Genomic DNA, 20,236 nt, shown 5'->3' on the forward strand with positions numbered 1-20,236 from the left:
CATCTGACATTGAACGGGTTGAACATCGCATTTTAGGAGGATAAAGCTATGTTTACCGACAAAAAGGAATATTCATTTTCAACTTGCTGGAACATCAAACGTCATACTATGGGTCAAGGCATGATCGAGGAGATCAAATCCTTAGGGTTCAGACAGGTGGAGCTAAACTATAACGTGACGGACGAATTGTTGCAAACGATTGAACCAATGATTGAACGGGGAGAAATCGGCATATCCAGTGTGCACAATACATTTCCGCATGTAGCTGATCCCGATTATGGAACCGACTCGGTTCTGCTCGGTTTCGACGATGAGCCTCGTCGTAAGCGCGCCATTGAACTGCTGCTCCGTTCAGCTGAATATGCACACCGGTATGGTGCGAAGGCAGTCGTCGTGCATCCAGGCGAGGTGCCGTTTGAATATAATATTGATGAAGCATTGAAAAAGATATATCACGATCAAGGGCCGGACTCCTCGGACTATCAATCGTTGTGGCAAGAAATGCTGGAGAAGCGTGAGGCGAGTAGCGCACATTACCTGAAGCGGATTCAGGAGAGTCTGGAAGAAGTGTGTGAGTTGTCTGAACAGCGCGGATACGGAGTGAATTTCGGCATTGAGACCCGATCACGCTGTTACCAGATGCCGACGCTGCAGGAGGCGGGCGCACTTATCCGCGGTATGAAAGGGGCACCCCTCGGCTTATGGTACGACATCGGTCACGGCATGATGATGGACCGAATGGGGCTCTATGATAATGTACGCGAAGCAAATGAATTGATCGACCATGTCGTCGGGGTCCATATTCATGAGACGGTAGGCTTGTCGGATCATTGGTGTCCTTATATCCATAGTAAGGACATGGCGTTTTTTGATTCATTCCTAGATATCATTGATCGTTCTCCGGTCAAAGTATATGAGTTGAAAGCAGCCTGCACACCGGGAGAGATTGATGAGAGTCACCGGTTAATTACAGCTCGTATCGCTGGACGTCAAGCGGCACGTCAGCACGGATAATCTGGCAAGTGAACAGCGACGATAAATAAACGTAAAGAGAGCGGGTCAGAATAATCTTACCTTTCGGGTTAAGTGGTATTCTGCCGCTCTCTTTCCCCATGTGATATTCTCTAATCTGCAATTATAAGATATAATATGCATTAATCAGGCTATGGTATCCCTTCCTTCTGAACTCTTACAATGGCATTAGGGGTACCGCTTCCCTGATTTTTTAGTTTTTGGACCGTGTCATACATATGAAGAACCGCCACAAGCTAGGCCAAGTATACCAATGCTGAATATATTATCGTCATGTGGGAGAGTACAAGTGATGGACTTATTCTCAATCTATTTCAGCAGGAATTTGAAAGTGATCATCGCAGAGCGCAAGGGCAAGCTGCCTGTGCGTATATTGGCGACTGCACTGAGAAATTTGGAATCGCTGGGATATACGTTTTCGACGAAACTGATAGATGTGCTGAGCACCTGGGAACGTGATAGATTCATTTCCTGGTTCGAGCGACTGATGGACGAGCTTCGACAGATAAAAGGAATCAATTTAAAGGAAACCCTCGTGTATCCCAGATTTCCCAAGCGGAAAATGAATATTCAGGAAAGTAAATTTTATTTAAATGCTTTGATGCATTGCTGGAGACAGCAGTCTTTTGAACAGGAGCAGCGCATATTACTGCTCAACAAGCTGCGGCTGCGTGTGATTCATCTCGGCAGTGAAGCAGATTTTTACCAAGTAGGAAAGGACCTGCTTACAGCAAAATCTTCGTTAACGCCAGTTGCAAGAGAGCAGTTGATCTGGTTTGCAACAAAATACGAAGGCTGGGCCGCATTTGAGCCAGAGGCAGGGCAAATACCTGTGAGGGAAAATGCAGCCGTTTATTGTGCGGCTTTATTAAATGCGGGACGGACTTCGATGGAGCAATTCCAGCGGCATTTGCGCACAGCAACAGATATACTGCGGCTGGCGGTGGCCTGTTCTGATGGAGATGTCAGTCTGAAGGAGAATACCCGCTTCCGTTCATTTACTCGATCTGAACGTCGGGTAATACTTGCTTTAATGGAAAGTGTTTCGGACCCGTTGGAAGATTTGTTTCGATATAAAGGGCGCTGGCAAAGATTGGCCGAACGACTGCATCCGGGTGAGTATCGACACCGTTATCCAGGGGCAGTAGCGGCGCTGGACCAGTTGCGAGGCGGGGAACGACCGCTTACCTTTCATGGCAAAGTGGAGCGGGCATTTGAACAGATGGATAATCAGCTTATTGTGGAGACGCTTGCGGAACGTCCGGGAGAGATGATCGGTCAGCTGGACCGAATGATACGTTCCGGTGTTCCGGTACAGCAAGTGATCGGCAAAATGGAAACTGTGGAAGAGAAGGTATCGACAAGGGCGCTGCTTCGAGTGTTGGCCCATTTCAGCACACGGACGCAGTTTCAGGTCAGGAGGAGCTTTTTCCCAAAAGGCAACACGGCAAATCTGTATGTCTCCACTCAGCCGCTGCCGCCTCTCAACGTTGAGGATGTTCATACGGTAATATCTGCGGTAGAGAATACTCTGTTGAAACGGTTTGCCGTGCTTCCACCACTCGGTAATGTCTATATTGATGAAAGACTTCAAGAGTTTTCGGTTCCATGGGGAAAACGTCGGGCAAGCGAATCCCTTCGAGCTCTATCGCGTGCGTCATGGATATCGTTACCCACAGGAGATACCGTTCGCTTTTTCCTGTGGTGGAGGGAAGGCATGGTGGGTGATGAACCAACTGGTCATGTGGATACCAATCTATCAAGTGTACTGAATGATGAGGATTGGCGTTATATGGACCAAACATCCCGGAATCATCTGCAATCGAATGAATATATAGCTGCAAATAGCGGGTTTATGGTGACAGCACTGGATGGAGCGGCGAGGTATATGGATCTGCATTTGCCGTCCGTTTCTAGGTTAGGGGCACGTTATATTGTAATTATGGTTAACGCATTGAGGGATAATACTTTTAAGGATTTGCCGGAGTGTTATGCTGGCTGGATGATGCGTCAGGGGCCACAGTCGGATGAAATGTTCGAACCTTCAACGGTGCAGGAGCGAATTGATCTGACGGCAGATTCCCGTATTTGTATTCCGGCCATTATTGATATACAGGAGCGGCGCATTTTGTGGTGCGATCTTGGCTTAAAGAGACAGCCTAAAGCGCATCTTCCGGTGGAGAACTACAATGCCGATTTGGCTTTGATCGCTCGAGCAATGACGGAGTTGAAACGACCGGATTTATATACCTTATTCATGCTTCATGCTAAAGCGCGGGGAACATTGGTTGAGACATTAGGGATGGCCAATCTCGTATTTACAGCAGAACTGGAATCCAATCGTGTGGCTGAAGTAGCAGAGTATCTGACAGAAGGCCCACCCGTGGAGCGCACCGTGATTACACCTCTGGAGCAAGAGTATATTATGAAGCAGTTTTTGTAACGTTGTAGGTTCGAATGTTTGGTCATAGATCATTGTAAAAGGGGTATTTGTCACGTTGGACCTGCGCGGGTCACCATGACAAATACCCCTTTTGGGTGTGGATTATATATTTCTAAGCCTATAAGTAGCATGAAAGAGAATGCAGAAGTTAAAGGTCATTCCATTCCATTTCATATTTTATTCGTACATTCGTTGTTCGACTTCAGCAAAAGCGATATCAGGGCTCTCATTTGAATTATCAATGTAAGCCACGGCTGAGGCGGGCAACGGCCAGGCCACTTGCTTACGGGCAAGTGAAGCTGTGAAGGCATCCCAGTTCTCCAGCTTCCACTCATCCAGAGGTGATTGTCTGGCTGTAATCCGCTCACGATACAACGCTTCATTCGCAAGATAAATATAGGCCACACGTACATCTGTATCATCCAGGGAACGTCCAATCTGTGAGAGTTCCTGCTCGATCCAGTCCGGAGTTCCGATTTCTTTGGTAAAGGGTCCTACAACAACCGTATCGATACCCAATTGCACGTTGTCCAGTGCAGCATCCATCGTAATACGGTATCCCAAATCACGACATAGCCGTTTGTATTCCGGTGAATCCCGATCGGATGGATCGAGTCCCTGCAGGGTCATTATTGCTTCAGCAGCTGGACGCAGCAGGATATCCATATCAAAAAAAGCAGCTTTATATTTACGCGAGAGGGCTTTAGCAAGGGTTGTTTTGCCGCTCCCGGCCCCGCCAAGAAAGAAAATCAGTTTGCTCATGGTTTGAATTGCCTCCTCATAATGAATAGAAAGAATATGTAATGTGTGAGTACGAATAAGAGATTCATAATGGCACCTCAGGTGTGAAATGACTTGTTTATTTTATCATAAACGCCTTCAATTGATAGCTAGACAGAAAAGGAAGAATCAGGTAATATTATACCTAGTTTTACTATGCATAGATTTCCGATGTATATAGCTAAGTAGTTTTATTAGGTTCATGTTGAAGTTTTAAGAAGTCTGGTAAAAGTGGTTGTTGTTATTGGACGTGGAAGCATGAACAAAAGGGAGTGACAGCTTTGCAGGTAAACAAACAAATGATTAAAGGCAGTACGGAGACATTGATTCTTACGCTTCTGAAGGAACAGCCACTTTACGGTTATGAATTGATCAAGGAACTCCATCGTCAATCCGAAGGTGTGTTTAATTTGAAAGAAGGTACGTTATATCCCATTCTGCACGCGATGGAGCTTGAGGGATGGGTGGAGTCTTACTGGATGGAGGTTGAAGGTAGGAAACGTAAATATTATTCCATTTGTGACAAGGGTGTGGAGGCGTTACAGCATAAAAAAGCCGAGTGGCTTTTATTCCGCGGTGCCGTGGATCGGGTGCTTGGGGAGGGAGGCTTAACATGACGGATCGACATGAGAAGATTAAACATTATCTTGATCAACTGTGTAGTCAGGTTAAGGCACGTGAAGTACATACCGATCTGCGCGATGAACTGGGCAACCACATGGAAGAAATGATGCTGGACAAGGAGCAAGAGGGACTGAGCCAGGAAGAGGCAGCTGCATACGCCATTGAGCAGATGGGTGATCCCGCAGTGGTGGGCAAAAGCATGCACCGGTTGCATCGTCATCGTATGCATTGGGGGCTGTTAGTTGGACTAATTGGTTTGTCTATAACTAGCCTGTTACTGATATGGATTTTCGACGAATGTCGCAGATGAAAAGTATCAGTCCTTATATCGGGGGCATGTGGTGTACACCGTTATAGGTGTAATGATGATGTTGTTCTTTATTTACTTTGATTATCGTAAGTTGAAAAGAGCGGCCTGGTGGATCTATATTCTACTTAATGTCATGTTGTGGATCAGTCCAATGATAACTACGGATATTCATGGTAATAGCAGGTATTGGAGCTTATTTGGCTTAACGATAGACCTTACCACAGCTTCAGTGTGGATTGTGCCACTTGCTATAGGTGCAATTATGCTGGACAAGCTTCGTTCAAATTGTAATATGCAATCCATATTGACCTACATTGCGATGGTAACGTTCCCCGCAGTACTATTGTTTCAAACGTTGGACTGGGTTCGCTTGTTTCTGTTTGGCACAATGTCTATTATTTTATTTGGCTGGCTCACGCGAAAATGGCTTTATACAGTCGTAGGTGCTGTTGTAACAGGAAGTATTTTTGTATTGTTATTGTTTTTTGCAGATCAGTACGGCCGCCTGGAGAGGCTCACTGTCGTTTTGAATCTTCAGGATGATCCTTACGGGAGTGCTTATAGCAACTATTCCATTATTGAAATTATTCGATCAGCCGGCTGGTGGGGTAATGGGGTTGATACAACGTTCGACATGTTTAAAACGAGTTATTATAATTACCCAGGTGTGCTGCTCATTGATGTGTTTGGCTGGTCAGCCGGGATACTGTTATTGGTGGGTGTCATCTGGTTTGTTGCCAGTATGATGAAGATACTTCCTCGCATTCGGGATGGTTTCGGTCGAATGATTATTGTCAGTATTACCGCCATGTTTGCATTGCAAATCATCTATTCGTTGGCGATGACCACCGGTAAGGTTCCAATCCTAAGTATTTCTTTTCCTTTTATTGGGTACGGAAATCACCTGATGTTTGATTATGCCATGCTCGGTTTACTTCTCGGTATTTACCGCCGGAAGGATACCATTTCGAAGAGAAATGAAAAAATACGGCAGAAGGTGGATGCCGACCCAATGATCAGTTCATAAGCATCCAAATTCATAGCCGTACCCTGAAACGAAGGGTTGTTATGCTCGTTTAACGAGCATTCACGGGAACCAGATGTGCCGGAGGTTTACCCATCCCTGGCTGTTGAAGGAGAGACCACGAACGGAAGGCAGATAAGCAGTCTCCACAGGTTTTTCAGTTAAATGGAATAATAGACTCTGCTGCACCAAAAATTGTTCAATCCGATCCAGTTCGGCAGTTCGGTCTGCGGATATTTGCGAAGCAACAACTGTTTGTAGCATCTCTTGTACACTCTTCTTGGAAGAGTCATCCAGATGCTCGGATAAAGTGAGATAAAGATCGTATCTGCGCAATTCTTCGTCCCGGTCCCGAATCAGGGAGAAGAGAATCAGATCGGATTCCAGTCTCAGGTTCCCTTTGAATTGCTCCATCGTGCCTATGCGGACAGTACATGTGAAGCCGTACATTTCCAATGACGATGCCAAACGTCTGGCATCCATCCGATATTGAGGAATGGTTGCGACGTGCAGGGAGATGGGGGTGGCAAAGGTGGGGTGCTGAGACGAATAAGTCAATTTTCCTGCATTCGTCAACACTATATCAGCATCTCCTTGATCTCCTTGATCACTTTCATTCATGCCATTCCCATACAATTCAGCAATACATGCCTGAACATGTGCTCTTACACCCGGATCGCTTAGCGGTCTGGTTTTTTGTGTATTACAAGTGAGTAATTTGCGCACCATCACGCCTGCACTAATCTGTGTCCAGTCTCTACCCTCAGACGAGGATGGATTATGAACAAGGTGGAAGAAAGGAGATTCGATATCTTGTTTTTCATCCAAATGTGCAGGAGCACTCCACGGAATTTGTAGAATATCTACTCGGTCCAGATGGGCTCTGCCTTGAAAATACATCGAAAAAGCTTCAAGTCTGCACAAGTGATCATCCCAGGTTGTAACCTTGAAAGGCCCCGTTCCTATAGGCTTTTGCATGGTGTTCGGTACATCTGGTACCTTGTCTCCATCTTTATGTTGCCCGTACGTGGCTTGTGAAACAATCGCTGCACGGCTCGTAGAAAGAAAGGGCAAAAACAATTCGTGAGGGGCCTTGAGTTTGAAAGAAACGGTCAAGGGATCTGTCGCTTCAAGCGATAGAATTTGTTTGCTCACATCGCGGTATAATGTCCGCCGTTCTGTGGATTGCAGTCGTTCAAATGTATACACCACATCCGCGGCAGTCAGCAGGTGTCCATTGTGAAAAGTAATCCCTTTACGCAAATAAAAGAACCATGTTTTCCGGTCTGAACTGACATCCCAGGTATGAGACAGACAAGGAACAATCTCCCCATGTTCATTACGTTGAACCAGCCCGTCGAACACATGACTGGTGACAAAAGATTCTGCCAGCAAATTGATAAAAAGCGGATCAAGCGCATGCAGTTGTTGGCGGATCGGTAACCTGAGCGTATCAATTCGCTCATAATGGCTACCAGCTTCCGTATGGTGTCCAGAATAACCAAGCAGCCACTGGTTTAGATGATCTTGCATTGTCGGAGAATTAGAATAAGCACCAACCTGTTCGGCGGCTTGCTGCAACTCCCGGCGATTCATGGCCTGCATCATGTATTCTGCTGCAATTTGGTCAGCCGGAACAAGCAGGGTCAGCGTAGAACGCCGTCCACGTCCGCGCTGGGACACCCACCGTATCCAGTCTTGGGCAATCATTTTTTTGACGATTGTTAATGTGTTACGGTGTGTACACTCGAGCAGTTCCGCAAGGTCAGAAAGCGTTACTTCATGCTCTACAAGTTGACTAAACTGGCTATGGAGCAGCAAATATTGCTGATGTAATTTCAAGTTTTTGATTCCTCCTGGAGGTTGTAGCTAATGCAATATAATAAAATAAGAAGTTTTATCGTTTTTAATTTCTATTTATATTCTTATTTTATCATCTAGAATTAAACCTAGAAAGATAATGGAGGTATTTCCCATGATTGATAAGATAATGGCTTCACCCAATCGCGCTTTAATTACGCTACTATCCGCATTAATGTTAGCTATCATTCATCAGTATTTGTTCTATGGCAAGGAGCTTGGTGTTTCTTATCCCATCTTTGTTATCCTCTTTTATGGCTTTATGTTCTTGTTTGCCAGGGATCGCATGAGGACAGTGACAATGATTGATGCTTTTATGGCTGGGGTGGTGCTGATGCTGGCGCTGACGTTTCTGTTATACGACAATAAACCGCTGCGTATACTTAATTTTCTGGTCGTACCGGGACTTATTATCTTACATATGACTTATCTTATCGGTAGAAAACCGAGACAATGGTGGGACATTGGATTGATCGGTACCGCTATGGACCATTTGCTACCACAATCCATCCGCCATTGGGGAACCGTTGCAAGTATTGTTGTGAAAAGAGGAGGGCGGGGATTGGGCAAAACACAGAAAACGGTTGCTTTCAAAGTATTCATTGGCCTTATCGCATCCGTTCCCATCCTCATCGTGGTCGTAGCACTGCTCTCCTCTGCAGATGGGATTTTTAATCAGTATTTATCTGGTTTTCCGGAATGGTTAAATCAACTGACACTGACACCAGGGCTGCCGAGAGTGATCTGGATTCTCATTGCGGGCGTTTTATTGTTCAGTTACGTATGGGGATTCGTGCAGCCGATGCAATATGAAGCAGAGAAAAGAGAGAATGCACATTGGAAAAATGAAAAAGCTATTGTATCTGCTTCAGAAATCGACAAGCGAGAAGGCGTTTCCGTGACTTCCATACAGGAGAATCAGACAACGAATAAGATCTCATCAGAGACGATTCTTACTCAAGCTCATCGAGAACCATTTAGATTGGACCCCGTCATTATGGGCACGATGCTGCTGGTTATCAACTGTGTGTACGTTTTGTTTGTGCTTGTACAATTTTCTTACCTTTTTGGAGCGGGTGAAGGACAGCTTCCGTCAGACTTGTCCTATGCAGAGTATGCAAGAAGTGGATTTGTGGAGCTGATACTGGTAACAGGCATTAATTTTTTCATCCTGATCATCGCCCTTCAGTTCACGCGTTCAAGCGGCAAAATAGGTTCTGTTGTACATCAGGTGCTTCTCTTTGTCCTGGTGGGTTGTTCCGCAATCATGCTGTACTCGGCGTTTATACGCCTCAACCTATATGAACAGGCTTACGGATATACCTACATTCGATTTCTCGTACATGCATTTATGATTTTTCTGGCCCTGCTGCTGCTTATTGCCGCTCTTCGAATCCGTTATACATCCATACCGTTGATCCGCTGGTATATTGTACTGTCCCTTACAGCCTATGTGACAGTAAACTATGTAGGTATGGATAAACGGATTGCGGAGCTCAATATTGCACGATATCATCAGACAGGCATTATTGATGCATCCTACTTGGCAAGTTTATCTGCAGATGCCGTTCCTCTACTACGAGAGTTTGCCCAGAGGGAGTACCCGAATTTGAAAGGGGAAATGTTGGATCGTCAAGCCAACTTCGACTTGGATGAAGCAGACAGTTCCTGGACTTCTTTTAATAGTGCAAAACATAGAGCTAAGCTAGAATTGTCCACATTGAGAATGGAATGAATTCATCTACCTGTTTTCCAGCAATGAATTTATGCAAAATCAATATGTAAGTGTTATACTATAAAAACTAACCTATAAAGGGGGTGAATCCCTTGTTTGAACTTCAGGAATTGATACCGTATATATTTTCACTCGGACTCATTTTCACAGTCAGTTACGCTTATATTGCCCATCTGCATTGCGGCATTACAGAGTACTGGATGGAAGGTGGGGCCGGAGGTGGTCTGGAACCTGGATTGCCAACCTTGTCCTTGGACGGACAACACAGACCTGAAGCATTAAGTCGAATCGTCAGACGAAGAGAATCCCCGGATGAAGATGAACCAGATTGCCATTCCTCGTTGTATGTACTTTCTACAAATCAACGAGGAGGATATATATGGAACATAAGACAAGCAAGGGGTTCACTTTTACATCTGGCAAGGGACGGATCTATGGCCTGATTGCAATTCTTTTTGCGGTTATGCTACTGGCTGGATGCAGTAACAACGTCTCAGAGATTAATTCATCAACACCAGGGTTCTTTAACCATTATGTTGTATTTCCACTGTCGTATCTCATTCAGCACATTGCAACGATATTTGATGGAAGTTATGGGGTAGCCATTATTGTGATCACCCTCGTTATCCGTCTTGCGTTGTTGCCATTGATGATGCGACAAGCAAAATCTCAGCAAGGAACCCGAGTGATCATGAATGCTATGAAGCCGGAGATGGATGCGCTCAAGAAAAAGTATGAGGGCAAAAACGACCCAGCCGATAAGCAGAAGCTTTCGCAGGAAACGATGGAGCTGTACAAGAAGCACAAGTTCAATCCGCTGAATATCGGATGCTTGCCACTGCTGATTCAGTTGCCCATTCTGTCAGGTATCTACACGGCTATTCGGCTTACGCCGGAGCTATCTTCTCACTCCTTTCTGTGGTTCAAATTAGGAGCGCCTGACTATGTGCTTGCAGTCGTGGTAGCTATTATTTATCTGATCCAAGCCAAGGTTTCGCAAGCCAATATGGCTCCGGAACAACGAAAACAGTTCGCAATCATGGGATACATCTCTCCTTTGATGATGGCCTTTTTCTCGCTGTCGGCACCTGCAGCGATGCCGCTGTATTGGACGATCGGCGGTTCATTCCTGGTCTTGCAGACGTTATTGTTCCGCAAATTGTATCCGGTTGAACACCTGCAAGAGCCCGTGTCTGTGCAGGTAAAGAACAAAAACATCAAACCTGCGAAGCCCGCTAAGTCCTAATTTTTCACTCATGAGAATGGTGCAGTAGAATCGTATAAACTAACGTATGTGTTGATATAACTGATGTTTTTCACCAAAATGTAGCGTAAAGATGCCTTGTCCCATGGGACAAGGCATCTTTTTGTATGTCCAGGTTATAACTTTCAAATTGCCGGCTCATCAGACAACTGGAAACGGGATACAAAATACCAGATTAGCTCACGGCGGGAGGATACGTCTGTTTTGGAAAAAATGGATTTTAAATGATCTTGTACCGTGTAGGCTGATATATGCATCGCTTCAGCAATTTCTTTGGAAGAATAACTGCGCAGCACGTAACCCAATAGTTCCCGTTCCCGAATGGACAACCCATGACTCTCGGCGAGTAAAGGCAGTAAGTCCTGTGGCATAGCCTGTTCAAGCCTGATCGCAATCTGATCCGGGCCTGAAAACTGTTGCATGCGGCTGGCATAAAGCACAAGGTAACGACCATCCAGGAGTTGAATGCAGACTTTGGAGGGCGAAGGATGGGAAGGCTCTTGCGGAACTGTCGAATCGGTATGTGTACGAATCTGACGCTGTAAATGCGAACTGACTGCACGGACTGGGCGTGGCAATACATCTGGTCCCACATGCTCCAGTAAACGTAATTGCGATAGCCAATATTGAGCGGGAGCGTTCACGGATAACAGCTCGAAAGCGTCGGATGTGATCATAATACCTGGGTCAGAGGGACTTCCGCTCTTAATCTCGTCCACAAGAGTCAGACTTGTGGATCGTAACATCAATGCAATAGAAGGTGTCCAGGCCTGAATGCTCAGTCGCTCCTCTTCCGTGAATAAGGGTTGTTCCGTCTTGCGATATAGGGTTAGATACCCCCAACAGGCTCCGCCACTGACCAGTACAGCCCGAAGTTCATCACCGAAACCTGCGGGTTGAAGGATGTTATGATATCGAGCGCTGGATACTGGGTTTCCGCTTATCGATGCCCGAAGAATCGCTGTATACTCACCGCTGCGAATCAAATCAGCATACTTATGTATGTCTTCTTCCATGTATTCATTAACGAACAGCCGATCATGAATGGCTTCAATGCCGTCTTCCGTCACGGCACCCGTTGAGAGAAGAGTCTGTGGATCAACCGTTGTGAAGCAATACGCTTCATAGGGAACGATATTCTGAATTTGTTTCAATACAGCTTCCCGGTAGGTGCGCGAGGTCCAGGTTCCTTTTTCGAGAGAAGTAATGAGTCGCTGGTTCCGTTCCATACGTGATGTCATAAAGCTTTCTCCTCTCCTCATGCAGATATCCCATTGTTCTGGGATTGTACGCTCTGCGTATCCTTTTATAATGAAATTAGACGAGCGAAGAGTCAAGTCTAACTTGAATCCATGAGGAGTGTAGTACGATGGACCACAATCAACCATCTATGAGCTGGGATACGGCGGATGAAAACCGTTACGAACAATCGATAGCCCTGAAAATTCCGGGTTATTCTCATATGCATGATCTGATGGAGCGGCTTCTTGCCGCTTCTATCACGGATAACAACGAGGCTAAAATACTAATTGTCGGAGCCGGTGGAGGTAAGGAAATAGCTCTGCTTGGTTCTCGCCATGCGGGATGGACGTTTACTGGAGTAGATCCTTCCCAGCCGATGCTTCAGTTAGCAGAGAGAAGAGTCCAGGAAGCGGGGGTCGACGCCAGAGTGCAACTTAAATCAATAACGCTTGAATCGTTGCCGGAAGAGGGGGTATACGACGCGGCGACAAGCATGCTAATGCTGCATTTTATTCAGGGGATCGAGTCCAAAAGACGGTTCCTGTCCAATCTAGCGGCCAGACTTAAGCCTGGAGCGCCACTCATTATTGCAGCAGTGAATGCCGATCTTCATTCTTCTGTATATCCAACCATGATGCAAGCCTGGCAGGATCACATGTTAAGTAATGGTATTCAGCCTGAAGAATGGGAGCGGTTTGCAGCTTCCCTTGGCCGAGAGTCGGATCCCATCTCATCTGAACGAATGATAGAGCTTATGGAAGAATGCGGATTCTCGCACATTACACGTTATTTCGGAGCATTCTGGGTGGAGGGATATTATGCGAAACGAATCTAAAGTAGAGTCTGTGAAAGACCAGATTTGGGTTGTTGGCGGATATGGTCAGGTGGGGCAAATGATATGTACGCAACTGGGACGCTCGTTTCCCGGCAAGGTATGGGCGGCAGGTACGCGGATGAACCGGGCTGAGGAATTCAGCCGATCTACGGGTGGTATAGTCCAGCCGCTTCAATTGGATGTACGAAAAGCGATTGATCCTGTTATGCTTCAATCGGTCAAGTTGGTGATCATGTGTGTGGACCAGACGGATACCCGATTTGTCGAGGCTTGTGCGAAAGCAGGGACAGATTATATCGATATTTCGGCCAATTATGACTTTCTGGGTCAGGTCGAACAGTTGCATTCCAAAATGCAGCGTTCCAAAGCAACAGCGATGCTCAGTGTGGGACTGTCGCCTGGTGTGACCAATCTGCTTGTGCGTGAAGCAGGTGCCCATATGGAACAAGTGGACGAAGCGGACATCACCGTCATGTTGGGACTAGGTGAGAAACACGGGAAAGCCGCGGTGGAGTGGACTGTGGATCAGATGAATGCCACCTATCAGGTCATGAAAAAGGGCAAGCCAGCCGAAGTGCAAAGTTTTCACGATAGTAAATGGATTGATTTTGGCGCAGACCTGGGCCGCAGGAAAGCGTATCGGTTTAACTTTTCGGATCAACACGTCGTTGCTCGTACACTTCGTATTCCAACGGTGTCCACCCGGTTATGTCTCGATTCCCGTTGGGTGACCAGATCCATGGCATTCTCGAAACGTATTGGGCTGTTCACACTACTGCGTATTCCCTCCCTTCGTAATGGTACGGTCAAGGCTTTTGGGGTTATTCCCGGAGGGGAGCCGATGTTTGCGGTTAAGGTAGATGCAGTGGGATGGAAAAAGGGCAAACAAGTCCATGTCGAGCAGCTGCTGGTTGGCGAGCGTGAAGCAGATGCAACAGCAGCAGTTGCGGCGGCAGTAGCGGAGCGAATGTATCGGACGGAACTGCCGCATGGTGTTTTTCACATTGAACAATGCCTTTCCTTGCAGAATATTCAGGAAGCACTTCGTTTTCCATTGAAAGTAACAACGAAGATCACGTAAATCATATATGTTGTTGGATCATTTTTTGCTCAGGCTCTCCGATCTGCTATGATGGAACAAAATAATCATGGCTAGAACGGAGGCAGATCATGAACTGCATTGCTGTATTGCCTTATTACAAAGTACAGAGAGAAGTGACGGGTCTCGCACAGAAAGTAATGCAGAGCGATCGGTCCATGATCCTGTACTCGGACAAGATTGTAACGAAATACCGCGAGTTTAACATTACTGAAGTGTTCGACATGTCCTTTCGGAGAATGGGGAATGAAGGTGGTTTTTTCTATCTACATACCAGCACCGGGGTCTATCCTTATATGGTCAACATAGATCCCAAGCCTTTTATCCAAAGTTTCAGAACAATGACGACTCAAAAATTAACTTAATCTTGACCTTACCGTTACGTGAAGGCTTATCCTCGGATTTGGAAGTAAGGCAATCCAACCTAGAGGAGTTGTGAAACGAATGAGTATATTAATCCAGCAAGCCACAATCTTAACGATGAAAGACACCGATTCCCCCTTCAAGGGGGATATTCGCATTGTAGGCGACCGTATCGCAGAGATTGTTCCCCACATTCAGGCTCAACCGGGTGATGAGATTATGGATGGTCAACATAAACTGGCAATGCCGGGCCTGATCAATGCTCACCAGCATACACCGATGAGTCTGTTACGAGCATTCTCGGATGATCTGAAGCTGATGGACTGGCTTGACCGTAAGATGCTGCCTGCAGAAGCCCGGATGACATCCGAAGATATATACTGGGGAGCACAATTATCCATCGCCGAGATGATCCGTTCAGGAACTACAGCTTACGCTGATATGTACATTCACATGAATGAAATCGCAGAAGCGGTAACGGAAACCGGTATTCGGGCATCGCTCACACGCGGAATGGTATTCGTGGAGGATGACGGAGGGCGCAGATTACAGGAAGCGGTCGATTTGGTGCAGCGTTGGTCGGGTAAGGCTGAGGGTCGAATTACGACGATGTATGGCCCGCATTCTCCCTATACTTGCCCAGTAGAACCTTTGCGGGAAGTCATCGCGATGGCGGAACAGGAGAACGTGCCCATCCATATTCATCTGGCTGAGACGAAAGAGGAAGTTGTGAAGATTCGTGAACGCTATGGCATGACGCCAACGGAGTATTTGGAAGAGGCAGGTGTGTTTGAAAAAGCACACGTACTGCTTGCCCACGGCGTACACCTGAATCGCAGAGATATTGGCAGATTGAAAGGCATGCGTGGTGGAGTAGCGCACAATCCGGTCAGCAATCTGAAGCTGGGCTGCGGAATTGCCCCAATTACCGAGATGATTGCCCAGGGAATTAATGTGGGTCTTGGAACCGATGGGGCAGGAAGTGCGACAACCGTCGATATGTTTGAAGAGATCAAGGCTGCGACCTGGCTGCAAAAGCTGGATTATGGTGACCCTACCCGGTTGTCGGCAAGAGAGGTACTACACATGTCTACACGGGGAAGTGCAGGTCTGTTGAACCTTCAGGATGAAGTAGGTGTGCTGGAAGTTGGGCGCAAGGCCGACCTGATTCTGATTGATCTGAAGAAACCGCATTTGCAGCCGGTTCACGAGCTGGAATCATTGCTTGCATACAGCGTGAATGGCGCCGATGTAGATACCACCATTGTGAATGGCCGTGTGCTAATGAGAGGCAGGCAGCTGCTAACGATTGATGAGGAAGAACTTTTCCGTCAGGTAGAGGTTCGGGCGAAGCGTATTGTTGAAGGGATTTGATTTTTGACACTTGCAGTGACTTGATATGGTTCACACCTCAAGTTGCTGCAGGTGTATTTTTTTTGCCAGGCAGACGCGGATTGTCCAGTTCATTATCAGTTCACACAAATTTGTTAGAATGTGAAACATCAACTAAACAGATAGAGCGCATGACTTGGAGAGGAAGAGATCAAGATGACTATATTAGAAGTAAAACATGTGAAGAAATCATACACGCTGTATGGTAAGGAAAAGGTTCCTGTGCTCCACGATGTGAATTTGAGCTTTGAGACAGGAGAATTCGTCTTGATCCTTGGTGAATCGGGTTGCGGAAAGTCAACCCTTATGAATATTATTGGCGGAATGGACTCCGATTTTGAAGGGGAGATCCTTGTTCGTGGAAAGAACTTAAGTGCCATGACTGAGAAGGAAATGGATGATTATCGGAAGAATAATATCGGCTTTGTGTTTCAAAATTTCAATCTGATTCCGCATCTGTCTGTGCTGGAAAATGTTACGATTGCTATGCAAATGACGGACACAAGTGAAAAGGAACGCAATAAGCGCGCTATAGATATTTTGACCGAGGTCGGGCTGAAGAATCATCTGAATAAACGGCCTAACCAGCTGTCAGGTGGACAGAAGCAAAGGGTTTCCATTGCTCGTGCATTATCGAACAATCCAGACATTATTTTGGCGGATGAACCAACAGGTGCTTTGGATAAGGAAAACGGGGATCAAATTCTGGCTTTGCTGGACAGCATTGCGCAAAAAGGAATGCTGGTCATTGCAGTAACTCACTCGCAGAAAGTAGCTGATTCCGGTACACGTATTGTGAAGGTAGAGGAGGGACGGATTAAGGATGATATCCATTTAAAAGATCGTTCCTTGACTACCTATGAGGGCAGTAGTGGTGCTTCCAGAAACTTGGGCTTACTGGCTTCTTTCAAAATGGCTCTCAAAAATATGAAACTCAACGGCAAGCGTAATGTACTGGTTGCATTGGGTGGGTCGATAGGGATTTTAAGCGTACTCCTGATGCTCTCATTGGGTAATGGAATAACGACATATATGAACGACGAAATCAATTCAAGTATGGACCCTTTGCTTGTGGATATAACGAAGCCCAGTGCAGATGCCAAAGATATGCAAGGCCCGCAAGCCTTGATGGCAGCAGGCGAACCTTTTACAACAGCCGACATTGAGACCATTCGCAAATTCCCTAATGTGGATCATGTAGAGACCATCACTACCATTACAGGCAAATCAACTATGGTTAATGCAAAGCAAAGTGTGGCACTTACGCAGTTAACGACGTTAACGGATGCTTTTGATCCAGCAATGATAACAACGGGTACACTTCCGGTAGAAAATGAGATGTTGTTACCCCTCGATACGGCGAATAAATTAAGCGGGAATGACCAAGCTGAATCCATGATCGGCAAGTCTGTGTTTCTATATATCAATGAGATGGATGGCAATAATAAACCGGTAACTTTGGAGAAAGAAATAACCATATCTGGTATTTATGAAGCGTCAGATCAAAGATCACCAATGCAGCAATCACCGGGTTACATTTCATCACAGACGTTGGAGCAAATGTATACGGACAAAGGAATAACGATTGGGCCAATTCAGGTTAACGCTTATGCAACCGATATGAAATATGTCAATGATATTAATGCAGCAGCTGTTGATGCAGGCTTCTCAGGCTCCCAGACGGCAAAAATCATGGAAAATATCACGACATATGTGAACATGGCCACGATCGTTCTGTCTGGTATTGCAGGCATTTCGTTGATCGTATCCGGTATTATGATATTGGTTGTGCTTTACATTAGTGTCGTGGAACGAACGAAGGAAATCGGAATCCTTCGTGCGATTGGAGCAAGAAAGAAGGACATCAAGCGGATTTTCTTTTCTGAATCTGCTCTATTGGGGGTATTCAGTGGTATCATTGCGGTAGTATTTGCGATAATTATTAGTTATGTGTTGAATATTCTCTTGGACAACGCCTTTGGAGCTAAGCTAATAAATCTATCGGGATACTACATTGTGTTCGGAATCATTGTAAGTACAGTGATTAGTATCATCGCTGGATTGATGCCATCATCCAAAGCTGCCAAGCTGGACCCGATGGAATCCTTACGATATGAATAAATTCAGTTGTGAATAATGAACATTGCGGAAAGGATAATGCATAAATGAACACGATTCTTGTGGTTGATGATGATTCCCATATCCGCAAATTGATTCGAATATATCTTGAAACTAATCAGTTTTCCGTCGTGGAAGCGGCGGATGGGCAAGAAGCACTGAACATCTTGTCTCATACCAAAATTGATTTAGCGATTGTAGATGTGATGATGCCACGTGTAGATGGTATTGAACTGACCGAAGATATTCGATCTTATATGGATATTCCGATTCTAATGGTGACTGCCAAGGGAGAATCCAAGGATAAAGTCAGAGGATTCAATGCAGGGTCAGACGATTATTTAGTAAAACCTTTTGATCCTGTAGAGTTAATCTTGCGTGTGAAATCTTTAATGAAGAGATACAACAAGATTTCATCGAATGTTATTCATATAGGTGGTGCAACGATTAATCTGAGCAATTTGACAGTGGATGCAGGAGCTCAAACGGTTGAGTTGAAAAAGAAGGAATGTGAATTGTTGTTTGCTTTGGCGAGTTTGCCAGGGCAAATATTCACACGTACACAGCTTATAGAAGATATATGGGGAATCGATTATGAAGGTGATGAGCGTACCGTTGATGTGCATATCAAAAGGTTAAGAGAACGGCTTGAACCAATCCCGGAACTGATTATTTCGACAATCAGAGGACTAGGATATCGTCTGGAGCTTGTATGAAAATAGTGAGTAAAAGCCTGCGCCTACGAATCGTAGCTACATTTATTGGTATTGTGATTGTCAGTTTGATTTTCTCCTTTATACTAAACATGCGACCTCAGGAAAAGACACCGAATCATACCATGGTGACCATTGCCGAAGATATCGCTTCGATGATAAACCTGATCGATGATCCGGAAAAGGTGAAAACTGGATTGAATCTCTTTGCGCGATATGGCTTGAACATAAATGCTGTGAATGAACAAAGTGAATTGCTTGCTTCCTTTCCAGCTGATAAAGTTCATGAATTATTTGATGAAAATACCACGGAAGCGTTTATTCTTTCCAATAAAGATGAAACAGCGTTCGTTGGTGTTCCCAGGATGAATGAAGAGAAAGATGCGCTCCTTATCAAAATTAATTTTTCATCGATTTTTCATAATGTGAAACGTACACTATTTATATCGCTACTGACTGTCCTGGTTATAGGAAGCTTATTAATCATGTTTATGTCTGGGTACATTGTGAGACCTATCAAAAGACTAACGGCTGCAGCTAAGAAAATGGCATCAGGCGATCTATCTGTCCGGTTGAAACATAATAATCCAGATGAGTTTGGTGAGCTGATGGAGAGCTTTAATCATATGGCCCGTGAGCTGCAAAAAATAGACTCGGTGCGTGATGATTTTGTCAGTAACGTCTCTCATGAAATGCAGTCTCCACTAACATCGATTAGAGGATTTACAAGAGCGCTGCAAGATGGTGTCATCCCTTTGGAAGAGCAGAAAGAGCATCTGGATATCATATACGAGGAAACTTTACGCCTTTCCAGGCTTAGTGATAATTTACTCCGGTTAGCCTCGCTGGATTCGGAGCACCATCCGTTTAATCTCAGTACGTTCCAATTAGATGAGCAATTAAGAAGAACGATCGTATTAGCAGAACCCCAGTGGGCGCGCAAAAATATCAAGATTGAATTGGATTTATTGCCTTGCGAAATCACGGTTGATAAAGATTTGTTTGAGCAAGTCTGGCAGAATTTAATCAACAATGCTATAAAATATACGGGTCCCGACGGTGTCATTCACATCGAAATCGAGATGTCCATGTCATTCGTGAAGGTATCAATTAGAGATTCAGGACAAGGAATACCCGAGGAGGCGCTTCCGTATATTTTCGATCGATTTTATATGGTCGATAAAGCACGGAGCAGTGCTCTTAGAGGGAATGGATTAGGGCTTTCCATCGTGATTAAAATTTTGAAATTACATGATTGTACTATTGATGTGGAGAGCAGGGTTGGAGAAGGAACGCAGTTTACGGTTACGATTCCCAGACCTTCGACTACATCTTAAGTAAGCTCAATTAGCAATATTTAAGCAATCGTGGTCCTTATGAATATAGGACTCCTGTTGCCTGA

The 20,236-nt window shown here is 45.3% G+C and carries 17 protein-coding genes and 1 pseudogene; 15 read left to right on the forward strand and 3 right to left on the reverse strand.

The genetic code is table 11. The features are described from left to right. Nucleotides 1-48: 48 nt before the first annotated feature. Together AC3ITG_RS13355 and AC3ITG_RS13360 are read left to right on the forward strand one after the other, a co-directional pair. Nucleotides 49-1,014, forward strand: coding sequence for a sugar phosphate isomerase/epimerase family protein (locus AC3ITG_RS13355; protein ID WP_489253996.1), 966 nt, complete (start codon nt 49-51; stop codon nt 1,012-1,014). A 310-nt stretch (nt 1,015-1,324) separates the two neighbouring features. After that, nucleotides 1,325-3,475 (forward strand): cytoplasmic protein, encoded by a 2,151-nt coding sequence (locus AC3ITG_RS13360; protein WP_489253997.1) that lies wholly within the window; start codon nt 1,325-1,327, stop codon nt 3,473-3,475. Nucleotides 3,476-3,652: 177 nt separating this feature from the next. Here the strand turns inward: AC3ITG_RS13360 and AC3ITG_RS13365 are convergent, their stop codons facing one another. After that, a complete protein-coding gene (locus AC3ITG_RS13365) occupies nt 3,653-4,237 on the reverse strand; it encodes a P-loop nucleotide/nucleoside kinase family protein (RefSeq protein WP_489253998.1) in 585 nt (194 codons plus the stop codon). Nucleotides 4,238-4,536: 299 nt separating this feature from the next. On the opposite strand from AC3ITG_RS13365, the gene AC3ITG_RS13370 reads away from it, so the two are divergent. The 3 genes and pseudogenes from AC3ITG_RS13370 to AC3ITG_RS13380 form a co-directional block, all read left to right on the forward strand. Further along, on the forward strand, nt 4,537-4,872 hold the full coding sequence (locus AC3ITG_RS13370) for a PadR family transcriptional regulator (RefSeq protein WP_024631897.1): 336 nt from the start codon (nt 4,537-4,539) through the stop codon (nt 4,870-4,872). Beyond that, nucleotides 4,869-5,189, forward strand: coding sequence for a permease prefix domain 1-containing protein (locus AC3ITG_RS13375; RefSeq protein WP_489253999.1), 321 nt, complete (start codon nt 4,869-4,871; stop codon nt 5,187-5,189). The genes AC3ITG_RS13370 and AC3ITG_RS13375 overlap by 4 nt, the downstream gene beginning before the upstream one ends. Nucleotides 5,190-5,199: 10 nt before the next feature. Next, nucleotides 5,200-6,216: pseudogene (locus AC3ITG_RS13380) on the forward strand (FtsW/RodA/SpoVE family cell cycle protein); the annotation flags it as partial. Nucleotides 6,217-6,276: 60 nt separating this feature from the next. On the opposite strand, the gene AC3ITG_RS13385 reads toward AC3ITG_RS13380, so the two are convergent. Continuing rightward, nucleotides 6,277-8,055, reverse strand: a complete 1,779-nt coding sequence (locus AC3ITG_RS13385; protein WP_489254000.1) for an ABC transporter substrate-binding protein — start codon at nt 8,053-8,055, stop codon at nt 6,277-6,279. A 133-nt stretch (nt 8,056-8,188) separates the two neighbouring features. On the opposite strand from AC3ITG_RS13385, the gene AC3ITG_RS13390 reads away from it, so the two are divergent. The 3 genes from AC3ITG_RS13390 (at nt 8,189) to yidC (ending at nt 11,054) form a co-directional block, all read left to right on the forward strand. Next, a complete protein-coding gene (locus tag AC3ITG_RS13390) occupies nt 8,189-9,808 on the forward strand; it encodes a DUF4153 domain-containing protein (RefSeq protein WP_489254001.1) in 1,620 nt (539 codons plus the stop codon). 92 nt (nt 9,809-9,900) lie between these two features. Next, nucleotides 9,901-10,251, forward strand: a complete 351-nt coding sequence (locus AC3ITG_RS13395) for a hypothetical protein (RefSeq protein ID WP_177031107.1) — start codon at nt 9,901-9,903, stop codon at nt 10,249-10,251. Beyond that, nucleotides 10,188-11,054, forward strand: a complete 867-nt coding sequence (yidC, locus tag AC3ITG_RS13400) for a membrane protein insertase YidC (RefSeq protein WP_489254002.1) — start codon at nt 10,188-10,190, stop codon at nt 11,052-11,054. The genes AC3ITG_RS13395 and yidC overlap by 64 nt, the downstream gene beginning before the upstream one ends. A 143-nt stretch (nt 11,055-11,197) precedes the next feature. On the opposite strand, the gene AC3ITG_RS13405 is transcribed toward yidC, so the two are convergent. Next, the gene (locus AC3ITG_RS13405) at nt 11,198-12,313 is read right to left on the reverse strand and encodes a helix-turn-helix transcriptional regulator (RefSeq protein ID WP_489254003.1); all 1,116 of its coding nucleotides are present in this window, start codon (nt 12,311-12,313) and stop codon (nt 11,198-11,200) included. A gap of 128 nt (nt 12,314-12,441) precedes the next feature. Between AC3ITG_RS13405 and AC3ITG_RS13410 the strand changes: the two genes are divergently transcribed. The 7 genes from AC3ITG_RS13410 (at nt 12,442) to AC3ITG_RS13440 (ending at nt 20,171) form a co-directional block, all read left to right on the forward strand. Next, on the forward strand, nt 12,442-13,149 hold the full coding sequence (locus AC3ITG_RS13410) for a class I SAM-dependent methyltransferase (RefSeq protein WP_413378014.1): 708 nt from the start codon (nt 12,442-12,444) through the stop codon (nt 13,147-13,149). Further along, entirely contained in the window at nt 13,133-14,230 is a 1,098-nt protein-coding gene (locus AC3ITG_RS13415; protein WP_489254004.1) for a saccharopine dehydrogenase family protein, read from the forward strand. The genes AC3ITG_RS13410 and AC3ITG_RS13415 overlap by 17 nt, the downstream gene beginning before the upstream one ends. An 89-nt stretch (nt 14,231-14,319) precedes the next feature. Then, on the forward strand, nt 14,320-14,613 hold the full coding sequence (locus tag AC3ITG_RS13420) for a hypothetical protein (RefSeq protein WP_489254005.1): 294 nt from the start codon (nt 14,320-14,322) through the stop codon (nt 14,611-14,613). Between the two features lie 79 nt (nt 14,614-14,692). Next, nucleotides 14,693-15,985, forward strand: coding sequence for an amidohydrolase (locus AC3ITG_RS13425; protein ID WP_489254006.1), 1,293 nt, complete (start codon nt 14,693-14,695; stop codon nt 15,983-15,985). Between the two features lie 174 nt (nt 15,986-16,159). Further along, a complete protein-coding gene (locus AC3ITG_RS13430; RefSeq protein ID WP_489254007.1) occupies nt 16,160-18,124 on the forward strand; it encodes an ABC transporter ATP-binding protein/permease in 1,965 nt (654 codons plus the stop codon). A 44-nt stretch (nt 18,125-18,168) separates the two neighbouring features. Further along, nucleotides 18,169-18,837 carry a response regulator transcription factor gene (locus AC3ITG_RS13435; RefSeq protein ID WP_489254008.1) on the forward strand — a complete coding sequence of 223 codons (669 nt, stop codon included), beginning with the start codon at nt 18,169-18,171 and terminating at the stop codon, nt 18,835-18,837. Further along, nucleotides 18,834-20,171 (forward strand): sensor histidine kinase, encoded by a 1,338-nt coding sequence (locus tag AC3ITG_RS13440; RefSeq protein WP_489254009.1) that lies wholly within the window; start codon nt 18,834-18,836, stop codon nt 20,169-20,171. Before AC3ITG_RS13435 ends, AC3ITG_RS13440 begins: the two co-directional genes overlap by 4 nt. Nucleotides 20,172-20,236 lie beyond the last annotated feature (65 nt).

It is taken from the genome of Paenibacillus sp. GL_099_B, assembly GCF_057835695.1.